Source organism: Methanocella sp. (assembly GCF_035506375.1).
GTDB lineage: Archaea > Halobacteriota > Methanocellia > Methanocellales > Methanocellaceae > Methanocella.
Map to the genome: position 1 here is coordinate 26,582 of NZ_DATJPM010000074.1, position 26,280 is coordinate 52,861.

Here is a 26,280-nt window from a genome sequence, read left to right on the forward strand (position 1 = left end):
AAAATCGTTTATAGGATTGGGCGTGATTTAGCTTTAACATTTGCCGGGGACTTTTATGGCGAACAAGCTCAAGGCTATCTGGGAACTGACGCGGCTGGAACACGGTATCATATACGGGCTGGGCGTGCTTGTCGCCCTGGTCATCGGCAAAGGGGGCGTGCCAGACGCGACAGTCGCCGTGGCGGGCGTCATGGGCGCCGTGCTGGCCGAGATGGGCGCCTTCGCCCTGAACGACTACTTCGACGTGGACGTTGACATAAAAAATAACCGCACGGACCGTCCCATCGTGAGGGGCGACATTTCCAGGAACGAGGCCCTGTGGGTGGCCATAATCGCGTCGCTCATGAGCGCCGTCGCCATGTATTTCACTGGCAGCATGGGCGCCGTCCTGGTGCTCATATTCCTCGTCCTCTTCGGCGTGCTCTATAATGCCCGGCTCAAGGAGTACGGCATCTGGGGCAATATTTACATCAGCTTCACCATGGCAGCGCCTTTCCTGTTCGGCAGCATGCTCTTCGCCGGTAACGACCCCACGCTTTACGTCATCGCGGCCATAGCCTTCGTGGTGGGCATGGGCCGCGAAATTATGAAGGGCATCATGGACATGGAGGGCGACGCGCTGAGGAATGTCCGGACGGTGGCCCGCACTCGGGGACCGGATACGGCTAAAAATCTTGCTGTGGCGCTTTATGTCCTTGGCATGCTCCTGTCGCCCCTGCCCCTCCTCATGGGCAGCCCGAAGTTCCACATGAGCCCGATATACGGCGTCTCCGCCTTCCTGTCGGTCGCCATCCTGGCCTACGTGTGCTACACGCTCATGAAAAGCCACGACATCGGGACCGTCGGAAAGGCCCGGAAGACGACCATGGCGTCCATGGCCATAGCGCTTCTCGGCGTGCTCCTCGCGGCCCTACTCTAATAACTTTTATTGCGGCACAACGCCATACGCATAATTATGACTCTGCGCGACCTGCTGGCCCGGCTCGAGCCCGAGGCCATACCTTTTCCTTTTTCCAGGCTCTACTCGTGGCTCGCATCATCCCGCATGGTCCGGGATTATTATGAGAGCGTCGCCGCCCAGGTGCTGGAGCGAGTGCATATCGGCCGCATACTGGACATCGGTACCGGACCCGGGAGGCTTCCGCTGGCGATCGCCTCGAAGAATCGGTACGTCCACGTCACGGGCCTGGACCTGTCCGCGGACATGGTGAAGATCGCTTCCCGCCTGCCCATACAAAATGGCGCCGCTAACATAGACTTTAAGGCAGGGAACGCCGGCGAGCTGCCGTTCGGCGACCGGGAATTCGACCTGGTGATAAGCACGCTCTCGTTCCACCACTGGAAGGAGCCCGAGAAGGCGCTCGATGAGATCTACCGGGTTTTGAGGGAAGGCGGTGAAGCGTGGATCTACGACATCCCGAGTAAGGTCAACCCCACCGTCTGGTCGGAGATGAAAAAGCGCTACGGCTTCATCGCGTCGACGTTCATGCACTTCCACACGCTCACCGAGCCCTTCTACGACGAGAAGCGGCTGGGCGAGATAGCCGCGGCCTCGCGGTTTAAAAAATACGAGATAGACTACAGGCTATTCACTTACCGGCTGCGGCTGTATAAATAACCGACTGCATACGGACATAATATTAACGCCCGTCAGCGCCCTCGAAAGTGGTTAAACATATTTCGAAGGAACTTATTTTACGATGGTCTCCCTGAGCTTCTCGACACCTTCCGCCTCGTAGACTGCGTTGCCCACGACGATGGTGTCCGCATACCGCGCCATCTCCTCGGCCTTTTCACGGGAGTTGATGCCTCCGCCGTAGTAAAGCCGGGCGCCATGCAGCTTTTCCCTGACCGCCCTGACCAGCGCCGGGTCGCCGAATGTGCCGCTGTACTCGACGTACACGATGGGGAAGTGGAAGAACCGGTCCGCGCACTCCCCGTAGGCGGCAGCCTCGCGGGGCGTCATCTCGGTCTTTGCCTTCGTCACCATGGCCACGGCTGACCTGGGGTTCATGACTATGTAAGCTTCCGGCACGATCTTTTCCCAGTCGACATCGAAGTGCTGTACCCATATCTTGTGGACGCCCATGAGCCAGAAGGCCACGTCGGTGTTCAGTATGGACGGCACGAAGATCAGGTCCATGTCGTCCCGGAGGCCTTCAGTGCCCGCGGGCTCCAGCACTTTGGGGATGCTGTAATCCTTGAGCATTTCAACGAGGTGGGAGACGTTATCCTTCGTGATGTTCTGCGTGCCGGAGATCATGATGGCGTCCGTTCCCGAGTCCACTATCTCCGCCACTGCCTTCGGGGTAATCGTCTTATCCGGGTCCAGCTTGGTCACATGCTTCCACTTCTTCCAGTCGATCATAGTCACAGATGCTCCATTCAAAATCAACGATAATTTATCGGACGATGCGCTCGATCGGTACGATGAGGATGTCCCGGGCGCCGACGCTCTTCAGCTCGTTGACGACCTTGTAGATCTCCCGCTCGTGGACGACCGCGTGGACCGCGCACATGGGCGAGTTCGCTTCCACCTTCATGACGGTGGGGCCCGACAGGCCCGGCAGCTTCTTCTTCACCGCCTCCAGCGCCGCCGCCGGCACGTTCATCATCAGATAGCGCTTGCCCTTGGCCTCGATGACGCTCTCCAGCGCCAGCTTGATCTCCGAGACCTTTTTTGGGTGCTTAGCAAGGCTCTCCTTGCTGGCGATGAGCTTCTGCGAGGTGCGCAGCACGTGCTCGACGACCTTGAGGTGGTTGATGGACAGCGTCGTGCCACTGGACGTGAGGTCGACGATCGCGTCGGCGACGCCGATGTGCGGCGTGATCTCGGTGGCCCCGGAGACCTCGACGACGTGCACGTGAATGCCTTTTGACTCGAAGAACTTCCTCGTTATCGCCGGGAACTCGGTGGCTATCTTTTTATCCTTAAGCTGCTCTGCCTTCTCGATGCCCGACTCTTCGGGCACGGCCAGCACGAGGTCGGCCTTCCCGATGCCCAGGTCGAGCAGCGTCTCGACGTCCGCCCCGGACTCGTGGATGAAGTCCTCGCCCGTGATGCCCAGGTCGGCCGCGCCGTTCTCCACGTACTCGGGGATGTCCCGCGCCCGGGCGAACAGTAGCGAGATCTCGTCGTCCACCGTCTTCGCGAAGAGGCTCCGATCGGAGTGGTCCACGATATGCAGCCCTGCCCGCTCGAAAAGGTCCATGATCGGCTCGTATACTCTTCCTTTATTGGGCAGCGCTATTCGTACCATAAATTATCGAACTTTATAATCACGAGGGAAGATATAAGCCTTTAGATGCGTCTGCGAACATGTTTTCGATATCGTTACCAGTAAATAACAGTACATTAACAATAAAAAAAAATTCAAAGTTACCTTCGCGGTTCGACGCCCTGCATGATGGTGCACGTCGAAATGCGAAGAAGACCGGGTACTTCGATAAGACATTAAATATATAGCTGAACGCCACGCTATTATTCGTATTGATATGAACGGTTACGTCAAGGTCGCGAAGGCCGCCGACATCGGCGCCGGTACTATGAAAGGCTATACGATAAATGGCGTTAAAGTACTCATTGCGAATGTCGGCGGGAAGTACTACGCCCTTGAGGATAAATGCTCGCACATGGGGGCGAAACTCTCCACCGGCATACTCACGGGCAACATCGTCATGTGCATAGCTCACTCAGCGCAGTTCGACGTGACCACGGGCGCGCCGCTCAACCTGCTCGGCAAGGAGCCCGTGAAGGCCTACGAGTTGCGAGTGAACAGCGAAGACCTGGAAGTCAAACTTTGATCTGTTATGCCTGAGAGGGACACCGATAGCCTGGTTAAGGCGCTGGAGCCGTACAACGACATCGACGTCCGGCTGGACGCGGCGATCGCCCTCGGGTGCTCGGGCGACCCGGCGGGCGTCGAGCCCCTCATATCCATTTTAAAGGACGACCACTATGCCTTACGCCGGGAGGCTGCTATTGCATTAGGCAGCCTCAAGGACGCCCGGGCTGTCGGGCCCCTGGCCGAGGCGCTCAGGGACCAGTTCTACGAGCTGCGGAGGGACGCGGCCATCGCGCTGGGCACGATAGCGGACCTGAAGGCCGTTCCGCCCCTCCTCGAGGCGCTGGGCGATAAGGACGCCGGCGTGCGGCGGGATGCCGCCTGGGCGCTGGGAAACATCGGCGATATCCGAGCGGCCGGGGCGATGCTTACACTGCTCAAAGACAGGGACGTCGGAGTCCGGCAGAACGCCGCCTGGGCGCTCGGCGTTTTCAAATATATGGAGGGCGCGCTGCCGCTGGCCGCGCTCCTGAAGGACGAGGATGACGCTGTCCGGCGGGTCGCGGCCATCGCGCTGGGCGCCCTCAAGGCGCCGGGGACCGTGGAGCCGCTCATCGCGGCGCTCAAGGACCACGACGAGAGGGTCCGCCGGGAGGCGGCCATGGCCCTCATCGGCTTCGGACCGGACGCCGTCGGGCCCCTCATCGAGTCCCTTAACGACCGGAGCGAGTTCGTCCGGCAGAACGCCGCCTGGGCGCTGGGCGAGATCCGGGACGAAAGAGCCGTGGGGCCGCTGGTCGAGGCGCTCGGCGACCGGGACCGGGGCGTGCGCTGGGACGCGGCCTGGGCCCTGGTGCGGGTGGACGGCGACCGGGCGGTCATACCGCTCATCGAAAAGCTCAAGTCCGGCGAGAGGGACCACCGGCTGACGGCCATCTGGGCCCTGGGGGAGTTGCGGGACGCGCGGGCCGTCGAGCCTCTCATCGAGGCGCTTAAGGACCGCAACGATTCCATCCGAAAGGCAGCGGCCGTCGCGCTCGGCAGCATCGGCGACCCCCGGGCCGTGCGCCCGCTGGTGGAGACGCTGAAGGACGAGGACGAGGAGGTGCGCAACGAGGCCGCTATATCTTTCCGGAACTTCGGGCCGCAGGCCGTGGACATGCTCATCGGCGCTCTGGCCGAGAAGGACGACTACGCCCGCAAGGGCGCCGCATTTGCGCTGGGCGATTTAGGCGACGAGCGCGCCGTTGGCCCGCTTTTACAGTCCATGAAGGACGAGGCGCAGTCGGTCCGCTGGGACGCGGCCTGGGCGCTCGTCAAGTTAGGTAAAAAAGGCGCCGTGGCGCAGCTCATGAAGGCGCTACGGGACCCGGACGCCGACGTCCGCTGGAAGTCGGCCTGGGCGCTGGGCGAGATTAACGACGCCCGGGCCGTGGGGCCCCTGCTCGACGCGCTCCGGGACGACGATGGCCTGGTCCGCAACAGCGCGTCCATCTCGCTTTCACTCATTTTCGAGTCCCTGGTAAAAGGCCTGAATAGCGAGGACTTCTCCATAAGGGGAGAGGCCGGCATGACCGCGCTGGGCGCACTCGACCCTCTCATCGGGGCGCTGGTGGTCGATAACGTCACGGTGCGGGGGAACGCCGTGGGCGTGTTCGTGACCATCCTGGAGCCGCTGCTAAATGTCCTGAGCGAGGTCGACGATAACGCGGCCGACGCCCTGATACGGAAGATAATGGGCCCGCTCGTGAAGGCGCTCAAGTACGAGAACCGCCGCGGCCGGCTGGAGGATACCAGTGCCCTCAGGTTCGTGTCCAATGAGCGCATCATCGGCGCCCTCGTTATGGCGATGAACGACGCGGACTTCAGCGTGCGGAGCAACGCTGCCATAACCTTTTTACTCATCCTGGACCCGATGCTGAAGGCGCTGAACAGCGAGGGCCGGGAGGTCCGGCGCCGCGCCGCGGAGGCGCTCGTAGCGTCGGTGGAGCCGCTTTTAAGGGTATTATACGAGGTGCACGATAACTCCGCGGACGTTTTCATCCGCAAGGCCATGAGCCCCCTGAACAGGGCCATGAACGACGAGGACATGTACGTGCGGAGCAACGCCGCCATCGTCATGTTCCGGATGGTGGAGCTGCTGAACAAGGCCTTAAAGAATAAGAATAACGGCCTCCGGATGGGCGCGGCGGTCGCGCTGGGCTCCATCCGGGACGCCCGGTCGCTGGCGCCCCTGGCCGAGGCGCTCGGCGACAGGGACCAGGGCATCCGGCGCGAGGCGGCCGTTGCGCTCGGCGGCATCGGCGATTCGAGGGGCATCAGCCCCCTAATGGAGGCGCTAAAGGACGAGGACAGCATCGTGCGCCGGGAGGCGGCCTGGGGCCTGGTGAGGATCGGCGACAGGGCCGTCGAGCCGCTGCTGGGCGCGCTTGCCCAAAATCCGGAGCATCGCTGGGAGCTGGTCTGGGCCCTGGGCGAGACCCAGGACGAAAGGTCCGTGCCGGCGCTCATCGGGGCGCTGAGGGACGAGGACGATGCGGTGCGCCGGGAGGCGGCCTGGGCGCTGTGGTTCATCGGCGACGAGCGTGCCGCCGTGCCGCTGAAGGAGGCCCTGGGCGAGAACTCGGCCATGTACGAGGCGGAAATAGCGCTAAACCGCATCGAGCAGCGCGACACGATCGATACGCTGAAGAAGGCGCTCCAGGCCAGGCTCGGGAAAGAGCGCCCGCCGGAGCGCGCAGAGGGCATGAAGCCTCATATAAAATAGATAATGCAGGGCACGAGGAGCACGCCCATCAGGCATGTTTTTCTGACGTTTACCAGGTGCGGGGCCAGGCCGGCCATCCCCGCCACCGCGAACACGGCCAGCCCGAGGAAGCCCGTCATCGCCAGGCACATTGCCGCTAAAAATAACAGCACTGTGGCGTTGAGCAGCCTGTAGTTCACCCTCGTGAAGACCCCCGAGGCAACGCCGCCGGCCAGTATCGTCACCGGGTACGTGAGCGCCCCGGCCAGGCACATGGCGAAGGCCAGCAGCATGAACGTCTCGAAGTCGATGGAGCCGATGGCGCTCTGGGCCGCGGCCACGGCGCCGCTCCTCGGGTGGCCGATGACGTACAGGGCTACGAGTGAAAAGACGGCGTTCGCCGTGTTCACGCCAGAGATGGAAACGATATACTTCCGGTCGTCGGCCTCGCTCTTCTTCGAGAGCATGCCCGTGACCGTGGTCGCCACGCCCGTGCTTACCGCCGGGAACCAGGATACCAGCGCCCCCGCCGCAGTGCCGGCGAGGGCACTCCTGAGGACATCGCCCGCGGGCAGAGACAATGTGCTCTTGTGCTGGGGCGGCATAGCGGGAGAGGAGTTCAGGCTCAGCAGAAGCGTCGGAGCCCCGAATAGGCCTGAGAGCAGTGGCAGCAGCATTTCGGGGGCCGCGATATGGACCAGCGGGACGAGCAGGCCCTCGGCGCTGAACGCCGCCAGGCCCAGAAGACCGCAGACGAGAAATATGGCGGCGGCCCAGGCGATGGCCTTCAGCCTGTCCAGTGCGCCGGCGAACGGCCCCTTCCCCCGGTTCGAGAGTATCACCAGCGCCGAAATAGCGATCAGGATAATGCCCATATAGCCCTGTATAGGCCCGTTGAGCGACTTGAAAAAGAGCGATATCGGGGCCATCAGTAAAAGCGATGCGCCGATGGCCAGGCCGCTGCCCATGGCCGATAGCCGCACGGCCTCGACGCCCCGGCCTTCCTGCAGCATCCGGTGGCCTGGAAGAACGGCCATGGCCGTGGCCTCGTCCGGCGCGCCTAAAAAGATCGAGGGCACTATGTCCAGGAAGCTCTGGGATATGGTGCTCGCCACGATCATGACCGCCACATAGAGCGCCGGTAAACCCGAGGCCACGAGCGCCGGCGTCATGCCCAGCAGTATGGCGGAGGTATTATTGACGTGGATGCCCGGCAACAAGCCGGCAAAGGCGCCGACGACGATGCCGCCGAACACCGAAGCGCAAAACAACACCAGCGAAAGCTCAAGCACAATATAGACTTATTTTCAAAATATTAAAAATTAGTGGTATTATATGGGCCGCTCTTTCGTCCTTACTTATCAGGGTCTTTGCCGTATTCGCTCTCAATGCTGTCGAGCAGCAGGTACAGGGCCCGGTTTACCTCGGGTAGATGGCCATAGCCCGTCCTGATATGCTCCGCATCCTGGACGTATCGGCTCCCGTCAAGGTCTCCGGAGCAATTCCCGATTAGCTTCTCGATGCTTTCCCTCGTCGATTCCAGGTGGAACTGCAGGCCGATGGCCCGGCCCAACTCGAACCCCTGGTTATCGCAGGCTTCGCTCGATGCGAGCTTCCTCGCGCCCGGGGGGATCGAGAACGTATCCCCGTGCCAGTGGAAAGCCATGAGCTCCCGGGGAAGCCGTCTGAATACGGGCGAATTTTGGGCTTCGGGGGTCAGCTTCACCGGGAACCAGCCGACCTCCCTGAACTTATTTTTCGTTACGGTGCCGCCCATGGCCCCGGCGATAAGCTGCGCGCCCAGGCACACTCCCAGGACGATCTTTCCCGTGGCGACGGCGCTCCTGATGAACCGCTTTTCGTCCTTCAGCCATGGATACTTCACATCGTCATCGGCCCCCATGGGGCCGCCCATGACCACGAGCCAGTCGAAGCTGCCCAGAAGAGGGAGCTCTTCTCTATAGATATGAGTCGTTCCCGTGGAGTGCCCCTTGCTTTTTGCCCAGGACTCGATGCTCGCCATGTCCTCGAAGGGGACGTGTTGAATACAGTGTATCCTCATACAATAGCCATTTGCCTTCCAATGATATAAACCGGAGTATGCTGTCCCGCTGGCGGATAATAAACTATTGTCAAGGCTCTCGAAAAATTATAAGAATGCTCTAAGCGTTTTCAGCCGCTTCGTGGCTGAAAACGCTTAGAGCATTCTTTATTTTGCTTTGATTGATCGGCCAGGCATCACTGGCTGATGGTGACTTCGGCGTATGAGGCGCCGGCGGGCACGGTGACCTGCGCGATGTAGACGCCCTGGACTGGCACTTCCGCGTTGGACATGCCGGTCTGGGAGCCGCCGGTCATGGGCCTGGTATAGAACGATTCGCCCGTCAGGACGTCGTAGACGTTCACATAGCCCGTGCCATACGCTGTACGGCTAAAGGAATAGCTGATCTTGAGATCTCCTTTTTGCGCCTTGAACGGCTCTGAAACGGCGATGCCGTCCGCCTCGGCAGCGCCCACGGTCACGGGCAGTGACACAGCGGATGACGTATCCGGCCGCTTGATAATGACGGACCATTCGCCGTCCGACGTGGCCATAAGGGTATAGTTGCCAGGATAGATGGAGTTGTCGTCGATGACCATCAGCCTGCTTCCCGACGTCCTGCCGTCCGATACGTTCGCCATGCCGTTGCCGCTCGCGTCCGTAAGCGAGAAGCCGAGTCGCGTCCCGGAGCCGGACCAGGTGACGACGTATGCGCCCTGCTTCAGGCGGAAGCCATTCGCCATGCCGTCCATGCCGCCCGAGATCGAGGTGGTGTCGTCCACGACGGTCATCGTGGGCTGGATGAAAGCCGGGGTGGGCTTTGGCGTGGCCGTCGCCGGCACGGCCGTCGGCTCGATGGTGGCATCGGGCCCCACGGTCGGCGTGATCTTATGGGGCGCGCTAAAGCATCCGCTAACTGCCGTCATCGTTAGAACCAGGATCAATACAGTTACAAGCGGGGCCGGCTTCATGATTGCCATAAATTGCATCGATAGCGTATAAATTTTTGCGTTTAATTGCCACACGCCTGGAGCTTCCAGTTTTAATCCCGCGAAGCCGATGGGGATCAGAGTTACTTTCAGAAAAATAGAAGAGAGCGAACCCCGAAGGGCTCGCAAGTTCATTTTATCCTTAGCGCCTGATGACTTCCCTGCCCGACGGCCTGTTGATGACCACTTCGAGGGGCATCTTGCCGGTGACGGTGTGGGTTGCGCACGAGAAGCACGGGTCGTAGGCCCGGATGACCATTTCCATCCTGTTGAGGATACCCTCGGCGGGAGTGGGGGTGTTAATGATCTTCTGGGCGGTGTTCTTCAGGCCGACGTTGATGGCCTTGTTGTTGTGCGCCGTGGCGACGATGATGTTCGCCTTGGTTATGAAGCCCTTGTCGTCCGTGTCGTAGTCGTGGATGAGGGTGCCTCTCGGGGCCTCGATGATGCCGACGCCCGTTGCGGCCCTCGCCTTGACCGGCACGCGCAACTCCTTGCCCATGATGGCGGGGTCGGAGAGCAGCTCGACGGCCTTCTCGGACGCATAGAGCAGCTCGATGAGCCTGGCGTAGTGGTACAGCAGGGTCTTCTGGGCCGGCCGGCCGAACGCCTTGCGGAATTCCTGCAGCTCGGCGTTGGCGAGCGGGGTGTCGATCTGGTCGCAGACGTTGATCCTCGACAGCGGCGAGACACGGTACATGCCGTTCTCCCAGCCCATGTCCTTCCAGTAGGGCGCCTTCATGTAGGAGTGCGGATATACGTACTCGGCGATGTACTGGAGGTAGTCCTTGTCCGCGAACTCCTTGACGATGCTGCCGTCCTTGCCGAGCAGCCTCATCGTGCCGTCGTAGAGTTCCAGGTTGCCGTTCTTCACGAGGCCCAGGTGCATCGAGTCGGCGTCGCCTAACAGCTTGATCGCGTCGATGTACTGGTTGAAGATGGGCTTTGCGAGGGCCAGGGTCGCCTTGCCGTATTCCACGGCCTGCTTGGCCATGGGCAGCAGCTTGTCGACCTCTTCCTGGGTCAGGCCCTTGGTGATGCCGCCCGGAACGTAGGTCACGGGGTTGATGGACCTGCCCGCGGTGGCCTCGACGATCTGCTGGCCGATCTTTCGGAACTTGACCGCCTGCACGGCGAGGTCCGGGTTGGCGGCTATGATGCCGAACACGTTCCTCTGCTTCGGGTCCCCGTCCGGAGTAAAGACGAAGTCCGGGGCGGCCAGGAAGTAGAAGTGCAGCGAATGGGAGTGGATGTACTGTCCCATCTGCATGAGCTCACGGAGCATAGTGGCCGTGGGAGCGGTGCCGGCACCGAAACACTGGTCGACGGCCTTTGCGGAGGCCAGGTGGTGCGATACGGGGCAGATGCCGCAGATCTGCGTGACGATCCGGGGTGCCTCTTCGACGGCCCTGCCCTGGAGGAACTTCTCGAAGCCTCTGACTTCCATGATGTTGAGGCGGGCGTCGGTTACCTTGCCGCTGTCCTCCATGTCTATGGTGATCTGGGCGTGGCCCTCGATCCTTGATACTGGTGCTACTTTAATTTGCTTGACCATGATAATTCACCTCACTTTACCTTCTCGACGACCTTCCTGGTCAGGAACGAGACGGGCACGGTGTACTTGTAGAAGTTGCCGATGGGGTCATAGATATCCGCGACCATCTTGTCGAGGTCGACCGTCGGGTCGTCGTCCAGGCCGTAGCAGGACGTGACGGCGCTGATCATCGCGGCGCCCTGCTCGGGCGCGTTCTCACACTTGCCGAAGCAGCCACGGCAGGCAGCTCCCGCGGTCGGGCACAGTGCGCCGCAGCCCGCCCGGGTGGCAGAGCCGCTGCAGATGTAGCCCTGCTCGAACAGGCACTTCTTGTCGTCCGGGGTGCCCTCGAAGGGCCTCAGGACTTTCTTGATGTTGCGCTCGCTCTTCTCCCTCGGGCACTCGTCGCATACGGACTTCTTGCTGAGCTCGTAGGGAGCGCCGCCGAGCAGCGACATGATGGCCGCACCGATCATTGCGGGGGTCGGGCCGCAGCCCGGGATCATGACGTCTACCTTGACGTAGTCGCTGGCCGGCCTCATGTCCGGCAGGAGGGTCGGCAGGCCATCCATGTACGGGAGCCTTCCGATGTCGTTCTTCGTGCTCTTGGTGGTCATGTAGACCTCTTCGAGCAGCGAGTTCAGGTCGTATAAGTTGGCCATGCCGGGCGTGCCGCCGAAGCAGGCACAGCTTCCCAGCGCGATTAAAATGTCACAGTTCTTTCTGATCTCCAGCAGCTCGTGCAGGTTGTCGCTGTTCCTGACGCCGCCGCTGACGATACCTACGGTCGCCTTAGGCGGGTGCTTGACATCCATCAGGACGGGGATGTACGCGAACTCGATCTTTTCCAGTACGGACAAGAGAGTTTCGTGCAGGTCGAGCACCGAGATCTCACAGCCGGCGCAGGCGCCTATCCATGACTCGATTACCTTTACTTTTTCTCCCATTTCATTCACTCCATTGACAAGACAGGTCCTATCTTATGGGCCCTTCCTTGGCCCATCTCATAGATCCAGTGTTTAGTACAATCTTTTTTCCCGGCAGGGGTATTTAAAGCTTTAGTTATAACTGAAAAATTTTTCACCGTCTCTCAGGGCATATAATATTAGATTGTCCGCGCTGAATGCAATTACTATAGTATAAGCGCTGTCTGGCCTGTGGTATGCGCTCTCCGGGCGGACCGACAATCTTATATAGACAGACCCTTATATATAACTATAATTTATAAGTATATATTCCTTTCGACCTATAAAATATGTTAAAAATAACCATTATTTATTTTCATCTACTGGAAAAGTTTATAAAGTCATAGGTTTGAGATTGTAATTAAATACGATAACCAACCGGCAGGGCCGGCACGAGCGTCCCGGCCGGAATCACGGTCATAATCTCACCGATTAGACATAACGAACCAATATAAGCCGATGTCTCAGCAAAGGCCAGAAGGGAAAAAATATATAAAATGTCAGGCCCAAGTAAAGATATTCGTGCCAAAAAAATAGGCAAACGTAGGTTATTGTGTGGCTTATGGCAACCTTTAAATAGGTACGTAATCATACAAAAACCAACAAAAACCAATGGCTGGTGCGTAAAAGTGACGGCAATAGCGTTAGATATCCAGGGCAGAATCTGTACTGGTTGCAATAATTGCGTTGTCGCCTGCCCGGTCAATGCGTTGGAGCTTACGGTCATCAACCCGGTGACCCGAAAGAAGACCTACAACGTGCTGAACGGAAAGGCTGTAGTGGTCGATGAGGATGTTTGCAATGGTTGCGGCATTTGCTTAATGGTATGTCCTCAGCGTGCGATCACGCTTACAACGGAATGAACGTATAGGAGGAGAAGATACTTGTTTCCCAGTTATGCGAAAAAAATAGAGAACAACAAGCTGGATGTCGAGCAAAAACTGTTATTGACTAAGTCTAACTTAACGGTTGACCTCGACAAGTGTACCGGTTGTGGAGTGTGTATCGACGCATGTCCGGAGGAGGCAATCAGCAAGGGCCCCCTCGGAGCTGTAGGGCGCGGAAAGGCCAAGACCTCGAAGATCGACGTCGACGCCAAGAAGTGCTCGTACTGCGGCGTATGTAACATTATGTGCCCGTTCGACGCGATCAAGCTGACCGTAGACGGCCAGCCGAAGCTGCCCATCATCGAGCAGCAGGGCTTCCCCCAGATCGCCAAGGACGCGAAGATCGACCCCGAAAAGTGCACGCACTGCGTGCTTTGCGAGGAGGTCTGCCCCAGGGACGCCATCAAGAGGGAAGTGGCGGACGTGGACCAGGGCCATAAGGCGTCATCCACCAACACCAAGTACGCGCTTGACTATAAGCTCGACGAGGACAAGTGCACGCTCTGCGGCATTTGTGCCGAGCTTTGTGACGCTTATAAGATTGACTACAAGGAGCCGACCCCGCTCACGGTCAAGAAGATCGGCAAGCTTAACTTCGATGAGAAGAAGTGCGACTATTGCCAGCTATGCATCACCGCTTGCCCCGAAGAGGCCATCAAGCTCGAGAGAAAGGAGATCGCCAAGCCGATGCTGAGCGGCAAGGTCGACATCGACCTGGACAAGTGCATCACCTGCTCGTGGTGCCAGGTCATCTGCCCGCGGGACGCGGCCAAGGTCAACAAGATATTCGAGGGCGAGTACGAGCTCGTCACCTCCAAGTGCCCGGCAGGGTGCTCGACCTGCGTCGAGGTCTGCCCGGCCAACGCGTTATACATCCCGCCAATAGAGGAAGCGGGACAGAAGCCCGGCAAGCTGAACTACAACAAGGACTTCTGCATGTACTGCGGCGCCTGCGTCCAGGCGTGCCCGGCTGACGGCACCATCAAGATGAAGAGGACCAAGATCAACTGGAAGGGCGAGGAGACGAGCCTGTCCAAGAAGATCTCGGACAAGCTGATGGCAGAGAAGACTCCCAAGATCCAGGGGGCGTAAAAAATGGCATTGGAATCTCAGGTTTTAAGCTTAAACAAGGGCCTCGTGAACTTTACCCATGAGGTCGAAAAGGGCGGCGGAGAGAACATCTCCGTATGTTACCAGTGCGGTACCTGCACGGCCGGCTGCCCCATGGGGAGGCGCAACGCGCTGCGCACGAGGAAGATCATGAGGATGACCGCCCTCGGCCTTAAGGACGAGCTCCTCAAGAGCGACGAGATCTGGTACTGCTCGACCTGCTACACCTGCACCGACAGGTGCCCGAGGCACGTCAAGCCGACAGACGTCATCATCGCGCTCAGGAACATGGCCACGAAGAACCTGCTGGCCCCGAAGAACTTCCTCCAGAACGCGACGTTCATCTACCAGACCGGCCATGCGGTGCCGATCAACGACGCGACCAAGAAGCTCAGGGTCAAGCTCGGATTGCCGGAGAACCCGCCAACGACTCACGCGTTCCCGGAGTTTATGCCGGGCGTGCGGGCCATCCTGGACGGAACAGGGCTGATGGCCATCAAGGCACAGATGGACGCGAAGGAGGTAAAGAAATGAGCGAAGCTAAATTAAAATCATCACTGTTCCTCGGCTGTATTGCGCCGAACAGGTACCCGGGCATCGAGGTCTCGACGATCAAGACGGCCAAGAACCTGGGCGTCGAGCTCGTCGACCTCAAGGGCGCCGGCTGCTGCCCCGCTCCAGGCGCGTTCGGCTCGATGGACTTACTGACCTGGGAAGCCCTGGCCGCGAGGAACATCTGCCTGTCTGAGCAGATGGGCCTGGACTGTACGGTCGTGTGCAACGGCTGCTACAAGTCGCTGTATGACGTCAACGAGAAATTAAAGGCAAACCCGGTCGAGATGGAAAAGGTCAACGGCATCCTGAAGCTGGCCGACATGCAGTACAAGGGATCCATCGAGGTCCGCCATGTCGCCGAGCAGCTCTACAATGACGTGGGCATCAAGAAGATCAGGGACAGCGTCGTCCAGCCCCTCAACGGCATCAAGGTCGGCATCCACTATGGCTGCCACTTACTCAAGCCCGGCAGGGAGAGGCACTTCACTAACGCCGAGGCCTTCGGCACCGAGATCCCCAGATTCCTGGACGAGATGGTCGAGGCCCTGGGAGCCAGAAGCATGGACTACAAGGACAAGATGATGTGCTGCGGAGCCGGCGGAGGCGTCAGAGGCTACAAGAAGGACTTCGCCCTCGACATGACCAACGAGAAGCTGAAGAACATGCAGGCCGTCGGCGTGGACTGTATCGTCGACGTGTGCCCGTTCTGCCACCTGCAGTTCGACCTGGGGCAGATGGAGATCGCCGAGAAGTTCGGCGACAAGTACAATATCCCGGTGCTGCACTATGGCCAGCTACTCGGCCTCGCTCAGGGCATGAGCCCGGACGAGCTGGGACTGGAAGCACACCAGATCAAGGTAGACTCATTACTGGATAAGATTGTGTGAGGGATGAGAAATGGCAAACGAAAAGAAACCTAACAGAGTCGGAGTGTTCATCTGTCACTGCGGTACCAACATCGCGGGCGTCATCCCGATCGATCAGCTGAGGGAATATGCGATGACGCTCCCCAACGTAGTGCACGCGGACAACTACACTTACATGTGTTCAACCCCGGGCCAGGAAAAGATCAAGACCGCCATCAAGGAGCACAACCTTGACGCGGTAGTGGTCGCGGCGTGCTCGCCCCGCCTGCACGAGCCGACCTTCAGGAAGGCGTCGGCGGCAGGCGGCCTGAACCCGTTCATATTCGAAATGGCGAACATCCGTGAGCAGTCCTCCTGGATCCACATGAAGGAGCCGGAGAGGGCGACGGAGAAGGCGAAGGACATCGTGCGCATGAGCGTCGCGAGGGCGTCGCTGCTCGAGCCGCTGGACACCAAGTACATCCCGGTCGAGAAGGCCATCATGGTCATCGGCGCGGGCGTCGCCGGCATCCAGGCGGCCCTGGAGATCGCCGACTCGGGCATCACGACCTACCTCATAGAGAAGGACCCGAGCATCGGCGGCAACATGTCCAGGCTGGACAAGACGTTCCCCACGCTGGACTGCTCGCAGTGTATCCTGACCCCGAAGATGGTGGACGTCGACAGGCACCCGAATATCAAGACGTTGACCTACACGGAAGTCGACAAGGTGGACGGCTACATCGGCAACTTCACCGTCACGGTGAGGCGGAAGGCCAGAGGCGTCAAGGAAGCCGAATGTAACGGCTGCGGCGACTGTGCTGCAGTATGCCCCGTAACCAAGGGCAACGAGTTCGACCTTGGGCTGGGCCCGAGGAAGGCCATATACGTGCCCTTCCCGCAGGCAGTGCCTCTCAAGTACACCATCGACTTCGACAGCTGCATCAAGTGCGATCTGTGTGTCAAGAAGTGCGGCGACAAGAACGCCATCGACCTCAACATGAAGGACGAGCTCGTCGAGATCAAGGTCGGCACCATCATCGTGGCCACTGGCTTTGACCTGTACGAGATCGAGAAGAAGGAGGAGTGGGGATATGGCAGGTACGACAACGTCATCACCGGCCTCCAGTTCGAGAGGCTCATCAACGCGTCAGGCCCGACCGGCGGTAAGCTCATCAGGCCGTCGGACGGCCAGAAGCCGCACAACGTGGCGTTCGTATTATGCGCAGGCTCGAGAGACCAGGACGCAAACCCGTACTGCTCGAGAGTCTGCTGTATGTACTCGCTGAAGCACGCCCACCAGATCATGGAGAAGATGCCGGGCACCATACCCTACCTCTTCTACATGGACATACGGGCCTTCGGTAAGGCATACGAAGAATTCTACTACCGCATTCAGGACGAGGGCGCTAAATTCGTCCGCGGCAGGGTATCCTACATCGAGGAAGACCCGGTCACCAAGAACTGCATCGTCCACGCAGAGGACACGCTGCTTGGCACGCCCGTCACCTTAGACGCTGACATGGTCGTGCTGGCGTCCGCCATCGTCCCCAAGGAGACGACCGAGTTACTCAGGAACAAGCTGACCATCTCCAGGAGCCCGGACAAGTTCCTGCTTGAGGCACACCCCAAGCTGAACCCGTTCTCCACGAGCACTGATGGTATCTTCCTGGCCGGCTGCTGTCAGGGCCCCAAGGACATCCCCGACACAGTAGCCCAGGCGGCCGGTGCCGCCGCGGCAGCCCAGGTCCCAATCAACCAGGGCAAGGTCGCCCTCGAGCCCATCGCGGCAAAAGTGAACGACGACCTCTGCTCCGGCTGCGGAGTATGCGGCAGCCTGTGCCCGTACAAGGCCATCACGCTGAGCGAGATCGGCGAGGGCCACAGGAGAGCGTCGGTCAACGATGCGATGTGTAAGGGCTGCGGCACCTGCGGCGCAGCGTGCCCGGCAAAGGCAATCACCATGCAACACTTTAAGAACGAACAGATCAGGGCGCAGATCGCTGCACTGTTCACCCCCGTAGGAGGTGCCTAAGATGGCTGACGAGTTCGAACCCAAGATACTCGGCATACTGTGTAACTGGTGTACCTACGCAGGCTCGGACCTGGCGGGCACATCGAGAATACAGTACCCCCCCAACGTACGTGTCATCCGTGTGATGTGCACGGGCCGTATCGACCCCGCGTTCGTCATGGAGGCGTTCAGCCTCGGCGCCGACGCGGTGCTCATATCGGGCTGCCACATCGGCGACTGCCACTACATCGCGGGCAACTACAAGGCAAGACGCAGGATAGCCCTGACCAGGAAAGTCATCGAACAGTTCGGCATCGACCCCAGGAGGCTCAAGATGACCTTCGTCTCGGCATCGGAAGGTGCGCTGTGGGCGGAAGTCGTCAAGGACATGGTCAATACCATCAAGAAGCTGGGCCCCACGCCCGTCCAGAAGAAGGTTGACCTGCACGCCGCAGGCGGGCACGCCGCCGCGGGCGCGGACGAAGACCTGGCAGAGATCGCAAAGGCAAGCGCTGGAAAGAAGCTGGAAGCCGCGCCGGTACAGAAGAAGTGACCGGGGCTTCTCAGGAGACCCGAAAATGACTAACTCGATAGAAGCAAACCTGATATCAGGTAGGACCTTCATGCAGGGTGTCGCCATCGAGGGGCACAAGCATGAGGATGAATATATCAAGGCCTGCGGGATATGCGAAGTTGACGTGAGCGACCTCAAGAAGCTCAAGGTCTTCCCCGGCCAGACCGTGAGGGTCAAATCGGCTTACGGAGAGGTAGTCGTTAGGGCGGTAAAAGCGACCCAGGGTCCGCACCCTGGGCTGGTCTTTATTCCCATGGGGCCATGGGCAAACCAGGTAACGAGCCCGAATACGTATTCGACGGGCATGCCCCACTTCAAAGGAGTAAAGGTCACCATCGAACCAGCGCCTAACGAGAAAGTTCTGAACGGCATCGAGCTGCTTCAGAAGACCACATTAGACCTGAAGGTGAACGCATGATTGAGACTAAAGCTGAAACGGTCGCCAAACAGGAAAACCTAAAAATAGTCACCGATGTGGTCTGTCCCTTCTGCGGTACCCTTTGCGACGACATCAAGGTCGTGCTCGACGGCAACAGGATCGTCGACACGATGAACGCCTGCATCATCGGCAACGAGAAGTTCAAGTCGGCACAGGCCGGCCACAGGGTTCCCAGGCCGATGGAGAGAGTGGAGGGCACCACCGAGTTCGCTCCAGTTAGCTACGACTACGCCATCGAGAAGGCGGCACAGATCCTGGCCAACGCCAGGAGGCCGCTGTTCTACGGCTGGTCGTCCACGTCCTGCGAAGCGCAGGAAGTCGGCAACGAGCTGGCGGAGATCACCGGCGGCGTCACCGATAACACTGCCTCTGTCTGCCATGGGCCGTCGGTCATGGCCATCCAGACCGTCGGAGCGCCATGCTGCACCCTGGGCGAGGTCAAGAACAGGGCCGACCTCATCATCTACTGGGGCTGCAACCCCATCCATGCCCACCCGAGGCACATGAGCCGCTACACCATATACCCGAGAGGCTTCTTCACGGAGAGGGGCTTCGACGACAGGACCTTGGTCGTAGTGGACCCCAGGCCTACGGACACGGCAAAGCAGGCCGATATCTACGTTCAGGTAGAGCAGGGCAAGGACTACGAATTACTGGACGCCTTGAGGACCGCCACCCGCGGCGAGGACATCCCCGACGTGGTAGCGGGCGTCAAGAAGGAGCAGATCAAAGAGCTGGCCGAATTGGCGAAAAGCAAGAAGTTCGGGCTGCTCTTCTTCGGCATGGGCGTCACGCAGACCACCGGCAAGCACCGCAACATCGACATCGCCATCAGCTGGGTAGCGGACATGAACAAGTACACCAAGTTCAGCCTCATCCCCATGCGGGGCCACTACAACGTCACCGGCTCCGGCATGGTCATGACGTGGCAGTCCGGCTTCCCGTTCGCCATGGACTTCTCCAGGGGATACCCGAGGTATAACCCGGGAGAGACCGCGGCCAACGACATACTGCTGAGGCACGAGTGCGACGCAGCGCTGGTCATCGCCTCCGACCCGGGCGCACACTTCCCGGTATCGGCGATGAAATGGTATGCCCAGATCCCGACGATCGCCATCGACCCGCACTACACGCCCACGACCGGCATATCCGGGCTGGTCATCCCGTCGACTATCATCGGCGTCGAAGAGGAAGGCACCGCCTATCGTATGGACAACGTGCCCATCCGCTGCAGGAAGGTCATCGACTCTCCGGAATTCCTTTCGGACGAGGAGATCCTCCGCAGGATCCTCAACAGGGTCAGAGAGCTCAAGGGACTACCCGCCGGAGGACATCACTGAGGTGGAACCATGGCAAGGAAAGTAACAACTGCAACCAATGAACTATTAATAAAGAACGGTTTCGTCTACGACCCGGCCAGCGGCATTAACGGTGATGTCAAGGATATCGCGGTCCAGAACGGCAAGATCGTGGAAGCGTCCAGGCTGACCACCGGCGCCAGGGTCATCGACGCAAGAGGAAAGATCGTCATGGCCGGCGGCATAGACCCGCATACGCACGTCGCCGGGCCCAAGGTCAACGTCGGCAGGATGTTCCGGCCGGAAGACAAGCTCCACGACCCCAAGCTTGAGCACTCATCAAAGCTCATCCGGGCCGGAGGAGGCTTCTCCGTGCCGTCGACGTTCACGACGGCGTACCGGTACTCCAGGCTGGGCTACACCATGGCCAACGAGGCGGCAATGCCCCCACTGCTGGCCAGGCACACCCACGAGGAGATCCGCGACACCCCGATCATCGACCAGTCGGCGTTCACGCTGCTGGGCAATAACTGGCTCGTGATGGAATACATCAAGAGGGGCGAGACCGAGAAGCTCGACGCATTCGTCGCATGGATGCTCAAGGCCACGAAGGGCTTTGTCATTAAACTAGTCAACCCCGGAGGCACCGAAGCCTGGGGCTGGGGCAAGAACTGCGTCTCCATCGACGACCCCGTCCCGTACTTCGACGTCACCCCGAAAGACATCATCCAGGGCCTGGCGGGCACCAACGAGAGGCTGGGCATGCCCCACTCCATACACCTGCACGCCAACAACCTGGGCCACCCGGGCAACATCACCACCACGCTCAAGTCGCTGGCGCTGACCGAGGGCATCAAGACCAACAAGAAGTCGGGAAGGACGCAGAACGTCCACCTGACCCACGCCCAGTTCAACGCTTATGGCGGCACCGCCTGGAAGGACTTCTTCTCCGAGGCCAGCAAGCTGGCGGACTACGTGAACGGGCACGACCACGTCACCATCGACGCGGGCTTCGTCACGCTCGACGAGACTACGACGATGACGGCGGACGGCCCGATGGAGTTCGGCCTGCACTCGATCAACCACCTGAAGTGGGCCAACACCGACGTGGAGCTGGAGACCGGCTCGGGCGTCGTCCCGTACATCTACGACCCCAAGCTGCACGTCTGCGGCATCCAGTGGGCCATCGGCCTGGAGCTGGCGTTACTCGTCAAGGACCCGATGAAGTGCTTCATGACGACGGACCACCCGAACGCAGGGCCGTTCACCCGCTATCCCACCATCACAAGCTGGCTCATGAGCAAGAAGGCCAGGGACGCGAAGATGGCGACACTGCATAAGTGGGTGCCCGAGAGGACGAAGCTCGCGGGCATCGACCGGGAGCTCTCGTTCTACGAGATCGCCCAGATGACCAGGGCAGGACCGGCAAGGGCATTGGGCATCGGCAAGAGAAAAGGCGGACTGGCGCCCGGCATGGATGCGGACATCGCCATCTACAGCTTCAACCCGAAGACCACCGATGCAGCGGACAAGCCCGAGGCGCTCGTTAAGGCGTTCGAGAATACCGCATACACCATCAAGGGCGGCGAGGTCGTCGTCAAGGACGGCGAAGTGGTATCCCTCGGAAGCACCAAGAGCACCTGGTGGACCGACGCCGACGGCTTCGACAACAAGGAAGTCGCCAACGACATAGTGGACAAGTTCCTGAAGTACTACTCGGTGACCATGAACAACTACCCGGTCCAGGAATCCTATATCCCGAACTCTACCGTGATAAAGGCCGGGCCGCTTGCGGGAGGTAACTAAGCATGGAAAAGATTACCTTAACCCCCAAGGCGGACGAGAAGTACCTCGTCCTCGAGGCCGAGTGCATTTCACCGGACGTGTTCGCGGGTAAGACGCTGGACGATATCAAAGAGCTGAAGGTCTGGGAGGGCAACACCACCTGGCCCCTCGGCAAATTCTTTGAGATCACTGGCACCGTGGCCGCGAAGCCTGAAGACCAGGCCATCGTCGTCAACGGCAGCGTGCCCCGGGTCAAGTACATCGGCTCCAGGATGACGAACGGCGCTATCCTCTGCAAGGGCGACGTGGACATGTACTGCGGCGCCTGGATGAAGGGAGGCAGCATCATCGTCAAGGGCAACGCCGACGCGTTCGCGGCCATCCAGATGGAGGGCGGGCAGCTCCTCATCGAGGGCAACGCGGGCAACTACCTGGGAGCTTCCTATAGAGGCGACTGGCGTGGCATGAAGGGCGGCGAGATCGTGGTCAACGGCAACGCGGGCTGCGACATCGGCGAGTACATGATGGGCGGAACGATCACCGTCAAGGGCAACGTGGACATCAACGCGGGTATTCACGCCGGACGGGCCGTAGGCGCCAAGGAGCCCGGCGGAAAGATCGTCATCATGGGCAACGCCATCGGAAGGGTCGGCGGCCAGATGATCCGCGGCAACATCTACGTGCTCGGCAACATCGAGACTATGATGCCCGGATTCGCGCTGAAGTCCACCGAGGACGTCGACTTCGAAGGCAAGAAGACACCCTTCAAGGTCTACACGGGCGACCGCGCAGAGGCCGGAAAGGGCACTCTGTACGTGAAGGCATAAGAAAAGATTATATAACAATATGAACATCTCCTTACGGAGATGTTCAACCCTATTTATTCCCGAACCAAGGCTGGGAGCACGCCATCAATGCCCTGGTATAAGGCCATTGTCAATTCCACAACATCGACCACGCGCTTTTTAATGGACAATTACGCGGGCGTTGAGTTCCGGGTCGTCGGCCAGGAAGAGAAGGACGGCGTCATTTTCCGCATCTCCGAATTCTTAAAGGACGGCAAGGTCATCGTCCATTCCACCGTGGAAATGCCCGTCGCCAGGAATCCTCCCGAGTTCATCGAGGAGATGCGCCGCAGGGTCATCCCCATCGGCGACGCAATCCGTATGAACGGGTACAGCGTCGAGTACCGCATCACCGACCACGATACCGTTTTTAAGGAATATGAGATGGTGGGCGACGTCTACTTAAGGATCAAAGAGCTCTACTACGAAATGTAATTTTTACGGCCAAAACAGGCATAGGGCGATTTAATCGTGCTTTGCTGATTTATCCATTCGGCTTCAACATTCCAGTAATGCCCGAAGTGTTGCTGCAGGTACGCTTACCGAACCTGAAGAAGGCCGACGAGATCTTCGAGATAGCCGAAAGGTCAGGCTACGACGGCATCGAGCTCGACTGCGCCGGCCTGGACTGTAGCCTGGACGACCTGTACGTCAAATCGGTCGACTATAACCTGCCCATAAAGAGCCTGCTGGCGCCGACTCTGACCTTCAGCCAGCCCGTGCACTATCTATTGCACGGCGACACCGACGTACATTCAGCCTTTCACGCATTCAAGCCTCAGCGCATCGTCTTCCGGCTGCCAGGCACGCCGGTCCTGAAAGACCTGGCCGGCTACGTGTTCAAGGACCGCCTGAACTATTTTAAAGGCCTCTATGGCAATGATGCTATTTGCGTCGAGAACGGGGCCCCCTCGGGAAGCCTGCGGGTGCCCCCCATATTTGACATCAAAGGGGTAAGGAACCTGGCTTACGAGCTCGACATCTTCATCAACTTCGACGTGGCCAACTGCGCCGCCAGCGGCCGGGACATCCTTCAGGCCTATGACATGCTGGCGCCCCGCGTGAAGAGCGCCCACATCAGCGACCACGGCGGGCGGGATTCCAGCCACCTCGTCCCGGGGGACGGCCTGCTGCCTCTCGGCACACTGCTCACAAAGATGAAGGCCAACAGGTATAACGGATCCTTCACCATGGAGCTCGACCAGCAGGAGATCGCCGGCCGGGACAGCGGAGAGATAATGATACTTTATAAGGAACTCATCGGGTACGTGAAAAGCCATTTTTAACATCTGCCAGGGTCCTCTAAAAAATATCAAGAATGCCCGAAGACTTTTTCAGCCACGGAGCTACTCTAAGCGGGCCTGAAGCTACACGAAGACATTATTAAAATATTAAAGCGCTTAGAGCCAGCTTCGAATAACTTTGAGACCGGACAGTCTTCGCGCGACTTAATCTCTTTTAGAGTGTTATGACTATGGCTGCAATCAAATAATAAAATTGAAAAAAAGAAGCTTATTTCGTTATCTTTTCGAGCGCCTCGACGACGCCCGCCAGCTTCGCCGCCGGTATGCCCACGATGAGCTCGTCGTCGGCGATCTTCGCGAACTTCCGGGACCCGTCGCACCCGAAGGTGGCGTTCATCTCGCCCGTATTGTATACCTGGGCGACGGCGTCGGCGCAGACGGACTGGATGCCCGAGAAGCTCACGATGTTGCGGCCGCCCTTTTCGTATATATTGGACTGGGCGATCTTCAGGAGCTGTTTCGGGTTGCCGATGACAACGACCACGTCCGGCACGAAGGTCGCCTTTTCCAGAGGCGCGTACAGCGACGCGACGAAGTGCTTATTCGTGCGGGGCACTGCGTCCATTGTCTTTTTGGCCGACTCCAGGGTCTTGAACCTGCCCAGGCCGAAGTAGAATTCGCCGGTCCTGATCTTCTCCGGCGTCTCCGTAATGCCCATGGCTCCGGCGCCTCCGGCGCAGGCGTGCTGCTCTTTGGTGGCATAGAAGACGTCGCCGGCCCTCGCTTTCTGGACCATCTCGCAGTGCCTGATCTTTTCCTTCAGCTCGGGAACGCCGGCGGGTATCTCGCTTTTTTCTTTAATTAATCGGACGGCCACGGGCGAGCCCTTGAGGCCGAGGAGCGTCTTTAATTTCGATGATATTTCCGTATAATTATCCATAACAGTAGCCTCTTAACATTGTTAATTAAAAACGGCGTTGAAGTTTAAAGCCTTTTTGAGCTAAAACCATGCCGACAATGTCTTTTGCTTGCCCGTCTCCGATGCGGCCTTATCGAGCCGCTCGACGACCTTGCCCACGCGCTCGGGCGAGAAGTTATGCTCGTCGCAAAGGAAATGCTTTATCTTTTCAGGCTCGGGCCTGCTCCACTTAATATTATAATCGTCCGTTGTGGGCGGATGCAGGAAGAACTCTTTAATCTCCTCATAATTCTCGATATTCTGCCCCAGCTCATCCAGGATCGCCTTCATGTCCGGGTGTTTTTTGACGAGCTTTAATGCCGTCTTTGGGCCGACTTTGTATATTCCCGGGTTAAAGTCCGTGCCCACCAGGATGCCCATGTCCACGAGCTGCTCTCTCGTGACTTCCAGGGTCTCCAGGACTTCCTTGAGCTCGACGATCTGGGGCTTCACGTCCACGTAGACGCCCCGCCGGGGCACCTTCCGCCGCCCGGTGATGGTGACGTTCCGGATCATCCTGGGTGCGCCGAAGAGCAGCGAATCATAATCCTGCGAGCCCACGTAGTCTGCGGCGCCCTTCTGGACCATGTAGGAGGCCTGTGCCTCGCCCTCCGAGGGCGCGATGATAAAGGGGACGCCCATGTAGCCTAGAAGTTCCTTCGAGTCTTTTATTATTTGGGCGTTGATGCTGGTGGAGGCCTGGGCGTACTTGTAGGCCTCCGCGCTGCCCGACGCCACGGCCGCCTCATACATCTGCTTCGCCGCCTCCCGCACCTCCCGACGGGCCTTGATGGTCTCCGCCTTCAGCGAGGGCGGCTTGCCGTCGTAGACGAACACTGGCCTGATGCCCTGCTCGATGAGATTCGTGACGCGGTAAATGATGCCCGATAGATGAGACGTCACCTCGCCCCTGTCATCGACTAAAGGCGTGCCGTCCATCTGCCGGATGATGCTGAGAAACTGGTAAAGCGTGTTAAAAGCGTCTATGGCGATGACCTTGCCGCTCAGGTCCGCCAGCGAGGTCTCGTGCTCCGGCACCAGGTCCGTGAGGTCGACTCCCATGTTCAGGCTCCCTATAATGCTGGTCTTTTAGATATTTAACTTAATCGAGAAAAAGAAGTGAAGGGCCGGCTACTTCCGGTCGAAGAACGGGCTCTTGCCGGTTACGCTCAGCGGGATGCCGTAGGCTTCCTTGATGTCGGAGTCCTTGAACAGCTTCAGGTTCAAAGCCGCCCTGCCGACGGAGAACATGATGCGGTTGTCGATGTGGTGCAGGCCCGCGACGGCGGCCGCCGAGCAGGCGGCGATGCCGAGGTCGCCCGTGCTGATGGCGCATACGCCCTTGTGCTTGATGTTCTCCGCACAGTCCTTGAAGCCACAGTAGCCGCAGACCGGCAGGTAGATCGGCACGGGCCGCTGGCCCAGCAGCACGACGGCTTGCGAGCTGTCCACGCAGCCGGCGTCCCTGGCGAAGAAAGCGGCGCTGTTCTCTTCGGCAACGCGGCGCATCTCCTTCGCGATCTTATCCTTATCCCTGCCCGTGACCACCATCGTCAGCAGATTGTCCACGCCCTTGCCCTTCGGGGCAGTCCTGGCGGCCGCGCACATGAGGGCCGCCACTTCCTCGACGGCCTTCTGTTCCATGTCCTTGCCCTTCGTAATCATA

26 protein-coding genes are annotated in these 26,280 nt (G+C 59.3%); 16 read left to right on the forward strand and 10 right to left on the reverse strand.

Features of this window, described 5'->3' with window-relative positions:
- The first annotated feature begins 55 nt into the window (after positions 1 to 55).
- Together VMC84_RS09765 and VMC84_RS09770 are read left to right on the forward strand one after the other, a co-directional pair.
- On the forward strand, positions 56 to 919 hold the full coding sequence (locus tag VMC84_RS09765; RefSeq protein WP_325380089.1) for a UbiA family prenyltransferase: 864 nt from the start codon (positions 56 to 58) through the stop codon (positions 917 to 919).
- A 36-nt stretch (positions 920 to 955) separates the two neighbouring features.
- Positions 956 to 1,618, forward strand: a complete 663-nt coding sequence (locus tag VMC84_RS09770; protein WP_325380091.1) for a class I SAM-dependent methyltransferase — start codon at positions 956 to 958, stop codon at positions 1,616 to 1,618.
- A 72-nt stretch (positions 1,619 to 1,690) separates the two neighbouring features.
- Here VMC84_RS09770 and VMC84_RS09775 read toward each other — a convergent pair whose 3' ends face one another.
- Both VMC84_RS09775 and hisG read right to left on the reverse strand, forming a co-directional pair.
- Positions 1,691 to 2,368: a phosphoglycerol geranylgeranyltransferase gene (locus VMC84_RS09775; protein ID WP_325380187.1), complete on the reverse strand. Its 678-nt coding sequence runs from the start codon at positions 2,366 to 2,368 to the stop codon at positions 1,691 to 1,693.
- A gap of 34 nt (positions 2,369 to 2,402) precedes the next feature.
- Positions 2,403 to 3,260 (reverse strand): ATP phosphoribosyltransferase, encoded by an 858-nt coding sequence (gene hisG, locus VMC84_RS09780; protein WP_325380093.1) that lies wholly within the window; start codon positions 3,258 to 3,260, stop codon positions 2,403 to 2,405.
- Positions 3,261 to 3,495: 235 nt separating this feature from the next.
- Here hisG and VMC84_RS09785 point away from each other — a divergent pair, with 235 nt between their 5' ends.
- Together VMC84_RS09785 and VMC84_RS09790 are read left to right on the forward strand one after the other, a co-directional pair.
- Positions 3,496 to 3,804, forward strand: coding sequence for a Rieske (2Fe-2S) protein (locus VMC84_RS09785; RefSeq protein WP_325380095.1), 309 nt, complete (start codon positions 3,496 to 3,498; stop codon positions 3,802 to 3,804).
- A 6-nt stretch (positions 3,805 to 3,810) separates the two neighbouring features.
- On the forward strand, positions 3,811 to 6,552 hold the full coding sequence (locus tag VMC84_RS09790) for a HEAT repeat domain-containing protein (protein ID WP_325380097.1): 2,742 nt from the start codon (positions 3,811 to 3,813) through the stop codon (positions 6,550 to 6,552).
- Here VMC84_RS09790 and VMC84_RS09795 read toward each other — a convergent pair.
- From VMC84_RS09795 to VMC84_RS09815, 5 genes are all read right to left on the reverse strand, one after another.
- Complete coding sequence (locus VMC84_RS09795; RefSeq protein ID WP_325380099.1) at positions 6,540 to 7,823, reverse strand: tripartite tricarboxylate transporter permease; 1,284 nt, start codon at positions 7,821 to 7,823, stop codon at positions 6,540 to 6,542. The genes VMC84_RS09790 and VMC84_RS09795 overlap by 13 nt on opposite strands.
- Before the next feature lie 62 nt (positions 7,824 to 7,885).
- The gene (locus tag VMC84_RS09800) at positions 7,886 to 8,593 is read right to left on the reverse strand and encodes a type 1 glutamine amidotransferase (protein WP_325380101.1); all 708 of its coding nucleotides are present in this window, start codon (positions 8,591 to 8,593) and stop codon (positions 7,886 to 7,888) included.
- 176 nt (positions 8,594 to 8,769) lie between these two features.
- Positions 8,770 to 9,543, reverse strand: coding sequence for a hypothetical protein (locus tag VMC84_RS09805; RefSeq protein WP_325380103.1), 774 nt, complete (start codon positions 9,541 to 9,543; stop codon positions 8,770 to 8,772).
- A gap of 160 nt (positions 9,544 to 9,703) precedes the next feature.
- Positions 9,704 to 11,116 (reverse strand): Ni/Fe hydrogenase subunit alpha, encoded by a 1,413-nt coding sequence (locus VMC84_RS09810; RefSeq protein WP_325380105.1) that lies wholly within the window; start codon positions 11,114 to 11,116, stop codon positions 9,704 to 9,706.
- Between the two features lie 11 nt (positions 11,117 to 11,127).
- Positions 11,128 to 12,042, reverse strand: a complete 915-nt coding sequence (locus tag VMC84_RS09815) for a hydrogenase (protein WP_325380107.1) — start codon at positions 12,040 to 12,042, stop codon at positions 11,128 to 11,130.
- A gap of 647 nt (positions 12,043 to 12,689) precedes the next feature.
- Here VMC84_RS09815 and VMC84_RS13805 point away from each other — a divergent pair.
- The 12 genes from VMC84_RS13805 to VMC84_RS09875 all read left to right on the forward strand — a co-directional run bounded on the left by VMC84_RS13805 (position 12,690) and on the right by VMC84_RS09875 (position 23,698).
- Positions 12,690 to 12,923, forward strand: coding sequence for a 4Fe-4S binding protein (locus tag VMC84_RS13805; protein ID WP_349256767.1), 234 nt, complete (start codon positions 12,690 to 12,692; stop codon positions 12,921 to 12,923).
- 21 nt (positions 12,924 to 12,944) lie between these two features.
- The gene (locus tag VMC84_RS09825; protein WP_325380111.1) at positions 12,945 to 14,039 is read left to right on the forward strand and encodes a 4Fe-4S binding protein; all 1,095 of its coding nucleotides are present in this window, start codon (positions 12,945 to 12,947) and stop codon (positions 14,037 to 14,039) included.
- 3 nt (positions 14,040 to 14,042) lie between these two features.
- On the forward strand, positions 14,043 to 14,591 hold the full coding sequence (gene hdrC, locus VMC84_RS09830) for a CoB--CoM heterodisulfide reductase subunit C (protein WP_325380113.1): 549 nt from the start codon (positions 14,043 to 14,045) through the stop codon (positions 14,589 to 14,591).
- Positions 14,588 to 15,499: a CoB--CoM heterodisulfide reductase subunit B gene (gene hdrB / locus VMC84_RS09835; RefSeq protein WP_325380115.1), complete on the forward strand. Its 912-nt coding sequence runs from the start codon at positions 14,588 to 14,590 to the stop codon at positions 15,497 to 15,499. The genes hdrC and hdrB overlap by 4 nt, the downstream gene beginning before the upstream one ends.
- A gap of 10 nt (positions 15,500 to 15,509) precedes the next feature.
- Positions 15,510 to 17,492, forward strand: a complete 1,983-nt coding sequence (locus tag VMC84_RS09840) for a CoB--CoM heterodisulfide reductase iron-sulfur subunit A family protein (protein ID WP_325380117.1) — start codon at positions 15,510 to 15,512, stop codon at positions 17,490 to 17,492.
- 1 nt (position 17,493) lies between these two features.
- Positions 17,494 to 18,024, forward strand: a complete 531-nt coding sequence (locus tag VMC84_RS09845) for a hydrogenase iron-sulfur subunit (protein WP_349256765.1) — start codon at positions 17,494 to 17,496, stop codon at positions 18,022 to 18,024.
- A 25-nt stretch (positions 18,025 to 18,049) separates the two neighbouring features.
- Positions 18,050 to 18,463: a molybdopterin dinucleotide binding domain-containing protein gene (locus VMC84_RS09850; protein ID WP_325380119.1), complete on the forward strand. Its 414-nt coding sequence runs from the start codon at positions 18,050 to 18,052 to the stop codon at positions 18,461 to 18,463.
- Entirely contained in the window at positions 18,460 to 19,824 is a 1,365-nt protein-coding gene (locus VMC84_RS09855) for a formylmethanofuran dehydrogenase subunit B (protein WP_325380121.1), read from the forward strand. The genes VMC84_RS09850 and VMC84_RS09855 overlap by 4 nt, the downstream gene beginning before the upstream one ends.
- 9 nt (positions 19,825 to 19,833) lie before the next feature.
- Complete coding sequence (gene fwdA / locus VMC84_RS09860) at positions 19,834 to 21,588, forward strand: tungsten-dependent formylmethanofuran dehydrogenase subunit FwdA (protein ID WP_325380123.1); 1,755 nt, start codon at positions 19,834 to 19,836, stop codon at positions 21,586 to 21,588.
- A gap of 2 nt (positions 21,589 to 21,590) precedes the next feature.
- A complete protein-coding gene (locus VMC84_RS09865) occupies positions 21,591 to 22,394 on the forward strand; it encodes a formylmethanofuran dehydrogenase subunit C (protein ID WP_325380125.1) in 804 nt (267 codons plus the stop codon).
- 87 nt (positions 22,395 to 22,481) lie between these two features.
- Positions 22,482 to 22,847: a hypothetical protein gene (locus VMC84_RS09870; protein WP_325380127.1), complete on the forward strand. Its 366-nt coding sequence runs from the start codon at positions 22,482 to 22,484 to the stop codon at positions 22,845 to 22,847.
- A 77-nt stretch (positions 22,848 to 22,924) separates the two neighbouring features.
- The gene (locus VMC84_RS09875; protein WP_325380129.1) at positions 22,925 to 23,698 is read left to right on the forward strand and encodes a sugar phosphate isomerase/epimerase; all 774 of its coding nucleotides are present in this window, start codon (positions 22,925 to 22,927) and stop codon (positions 23,696 to 23,698) included.
- A gap of 226 nt (positions 23,699 to 23,924) precedes the next feature.
- Here the strand turns inward: VMC84_RS09875 and VMC84_RS09880 are convergent, their stop codons facing one another.
- The 3 genes from VMC84_RS09880 to VMC84_RS09890 all read right to left on the reverse strand — a co-directional run bounded on the left by VMC84_RS09880 (position 23,925) and on the right by VMC84_RS09890 (position 26,279).
- On the reverse strand, positions 23,925 to 24,596 hold the full coding sequence (locus tag VMC84_RS09880; protein WP_325380131.1) for a DUF169 domain-containing protein: 672 nt from the start codon (positions 24,594 to 24,596) through the stop codon (positions 23,925 to 23,927).
- Positions 24,597 to 24,656: 60 nt separating this feature from the next.
- Positions 24,657 to 25,676, reverse strand: a complete 1,020-nt coding sequence (gene fen, locus VMC84_RS09885) for a flap endonuclease-1 (RefSeq protein WP_325380133.1) — start codon at positions 25,674 to 25,676, stop codon at positions 24,657 to 24,659.
- A 69-nt stretch (positions 25,677 to 25,745) separates the two neighbouring features.
- A complete protein-coding gene (locus VMC84_RS09890) occupies positions 25,746 to 26,279 on the reverse strand; it encodes a ferredoxin domain-containing protein (protein WP_325380136.1) in 534 nt (177 codons plus the stop codon).
- Position 26,280 lies beyond the last annotated feature (1 nt).

Excerpts from the sequence above, each read along its gene's own strand:
- VMC84_RS09805 (WP_325380103.1), bottom strand. The coding sequence starts at position 9,543 with ATGAAGCCGGCCCCGCTTGTAACTGTATTGATCCTGGTTCTAACGATG.
- hisG (WP_325380093.1), bottom strand. The coding sequence starts at position 3,260 with ATGGTACGAATAGCGCTGCCCAATAAAGGAAGAGTATACGAGCCGATC.
- VMC84_RS09785 (WP_325380095.1), top strand. The coding sequence starts at position 3,496 with ATGAACGGTTACGTCAAGGTCGCGAAGGCCGCCGACATCGGCGCCGGT.
- hdrC (WP_325380113.1), top strand. The coding sequence starts at position 14,043 with ATGGCATTGGAATCTCAGGTTTTAAGCTTAAACAAGGGCCTCGTGAAC.
- VMC84_RS09890 (WP_325380136.1), bottom strand. The coding sequence starts at position 26,279 with ATGATTACGAAGGGCAAGGACATGGAACAGAAGGCCGTCGAGGAAGTG.
- VMC84_RS09865 (WP_325380125.1), top strand. The coding sequence starts at position 21,591 with ATGGAAAAGATTACCTTAACCCCCAAGGCGGACGAGAAGTACCTCGTC.
- VMC84_RS09765 (WP_325380089.1), top strand. The coding sequence starts at position 56 with ATGGCGAACAAGCTCAAGGCTATCTGGGAACTGACGCGGCTGGAACAC.
- VMC84_RS09790 (WP_325380097.1), top strand. The coding sequence starts at position 3,811 with ATGCCTGAGAGGGACACCGATAGCCTGGTTAAGGCGCTGGAGCCGTAC.
- VMC84_RS09775 (WP_325380187.1), bottom strand. The coding sequence starts at position 2,368 with ATGATCGACTGGAAGAAGTGGAAGCATGTGACCAAGCTGGACCCGGAT.
- VMC84_RS09850 (WP_325380119.1), top strand. The coding sequence starts at position 18,050 with ATGACTAACTCGATAGAAGCAAACCTGATATCAGGTAGGACCTTCATG.
- VMC84_RS09845 (WP_349256765.1), top strand. The coding sequence starts at position 17,494 with ATGGCTGACGAGTTCGAACCCAAGATACTCGGCATACTGTGTAACTGG.
- VMC84_RS09800 (WP_325380101.1), bottom strand. The coding sequence starts at position 8,593 with ATGAGGATACACTGTATTCAACACGTCCCCTTCGAGGACATGGCGAGC.
- fwdA (WP_325380123.1), top strand. The coding sequence starts at position 19,834 with ATGGCAAGGAAAGTAACAACTGCAACCAATGAACTATTAATAAAGAAC.
- VMC84_RS09880 (WP_325380131.1), bottom strand. The coding sequence starts at position 24,596 with ATGGATAATTATACGGAAATATCATCGAAATTAAAGACGCTCCTCGGC.
- VMC84_RS09855 (WP_325380121.1), top strand. The coding sequence starts at position 18,460 with ATGATTGAGACTAAAGCTGAAACGGTCGCCAAACAGGAAAACCTAAAA.
- VMC84_RS09875 (WP_325380129.1), top strand. The coding sequence starts at position 22,925 with ATGCCCGAAGTGTTGCTGCAGGTACGCTTACCGAACCTGAAGAAGGCC.
- VMC84_RS09815 (WP_325380107.1), bottom strand. The coding sequence starts at position 12,042 with ATGGGAGAAAAAGTAAAGGTAATCGAGTCATGGATAGGCGCCTGCGCC.
- VMC84_RS09870 (WP_325380127.1), top strand. The coding sequence starts at position 22,482 with ATGCCCTGGTATAAGGCCATTGTCAATTCCACAACATCGACCACGCGC.
- fen (WP_325380133.1), bottom strand. The coding sequence starts at position 25,676 with ATGGGAGTCGACCTCACGGACCTGGTGCCGGAGCACGAGACCTCGCTG.
- VMC84_RS09840 (WP_325380117.1), top strand. The coding sequence starts at position 15,510 with ATGGCAAACGAAAAGAAACCTAACAGAGTCGGAGTGTTCATCTGTCAC.
- VMC84_RS09770 (WP_325380091.1), top strand. The coding sequence starts at position 956 with ATGACTCTGCGCGACCTGCTGGCCCGGCTCGAGCCCGAGGCCATACCT.
- VMC84_RS09810 (WP_325380105.1), bottom strand. The coding sequence starts at position 11,116 with ATGGTCAAGCAAATTAAAGTAGCACCAGTATCAAGGATCGAGGGCCAC.
- hdrB (WP_325380115.1), top strand. The coding sequence starts at position 14,588 with ATGAGCGAAGCTAAATTAAAATCATCACTGTTCCTCGGCTGTATTGCG.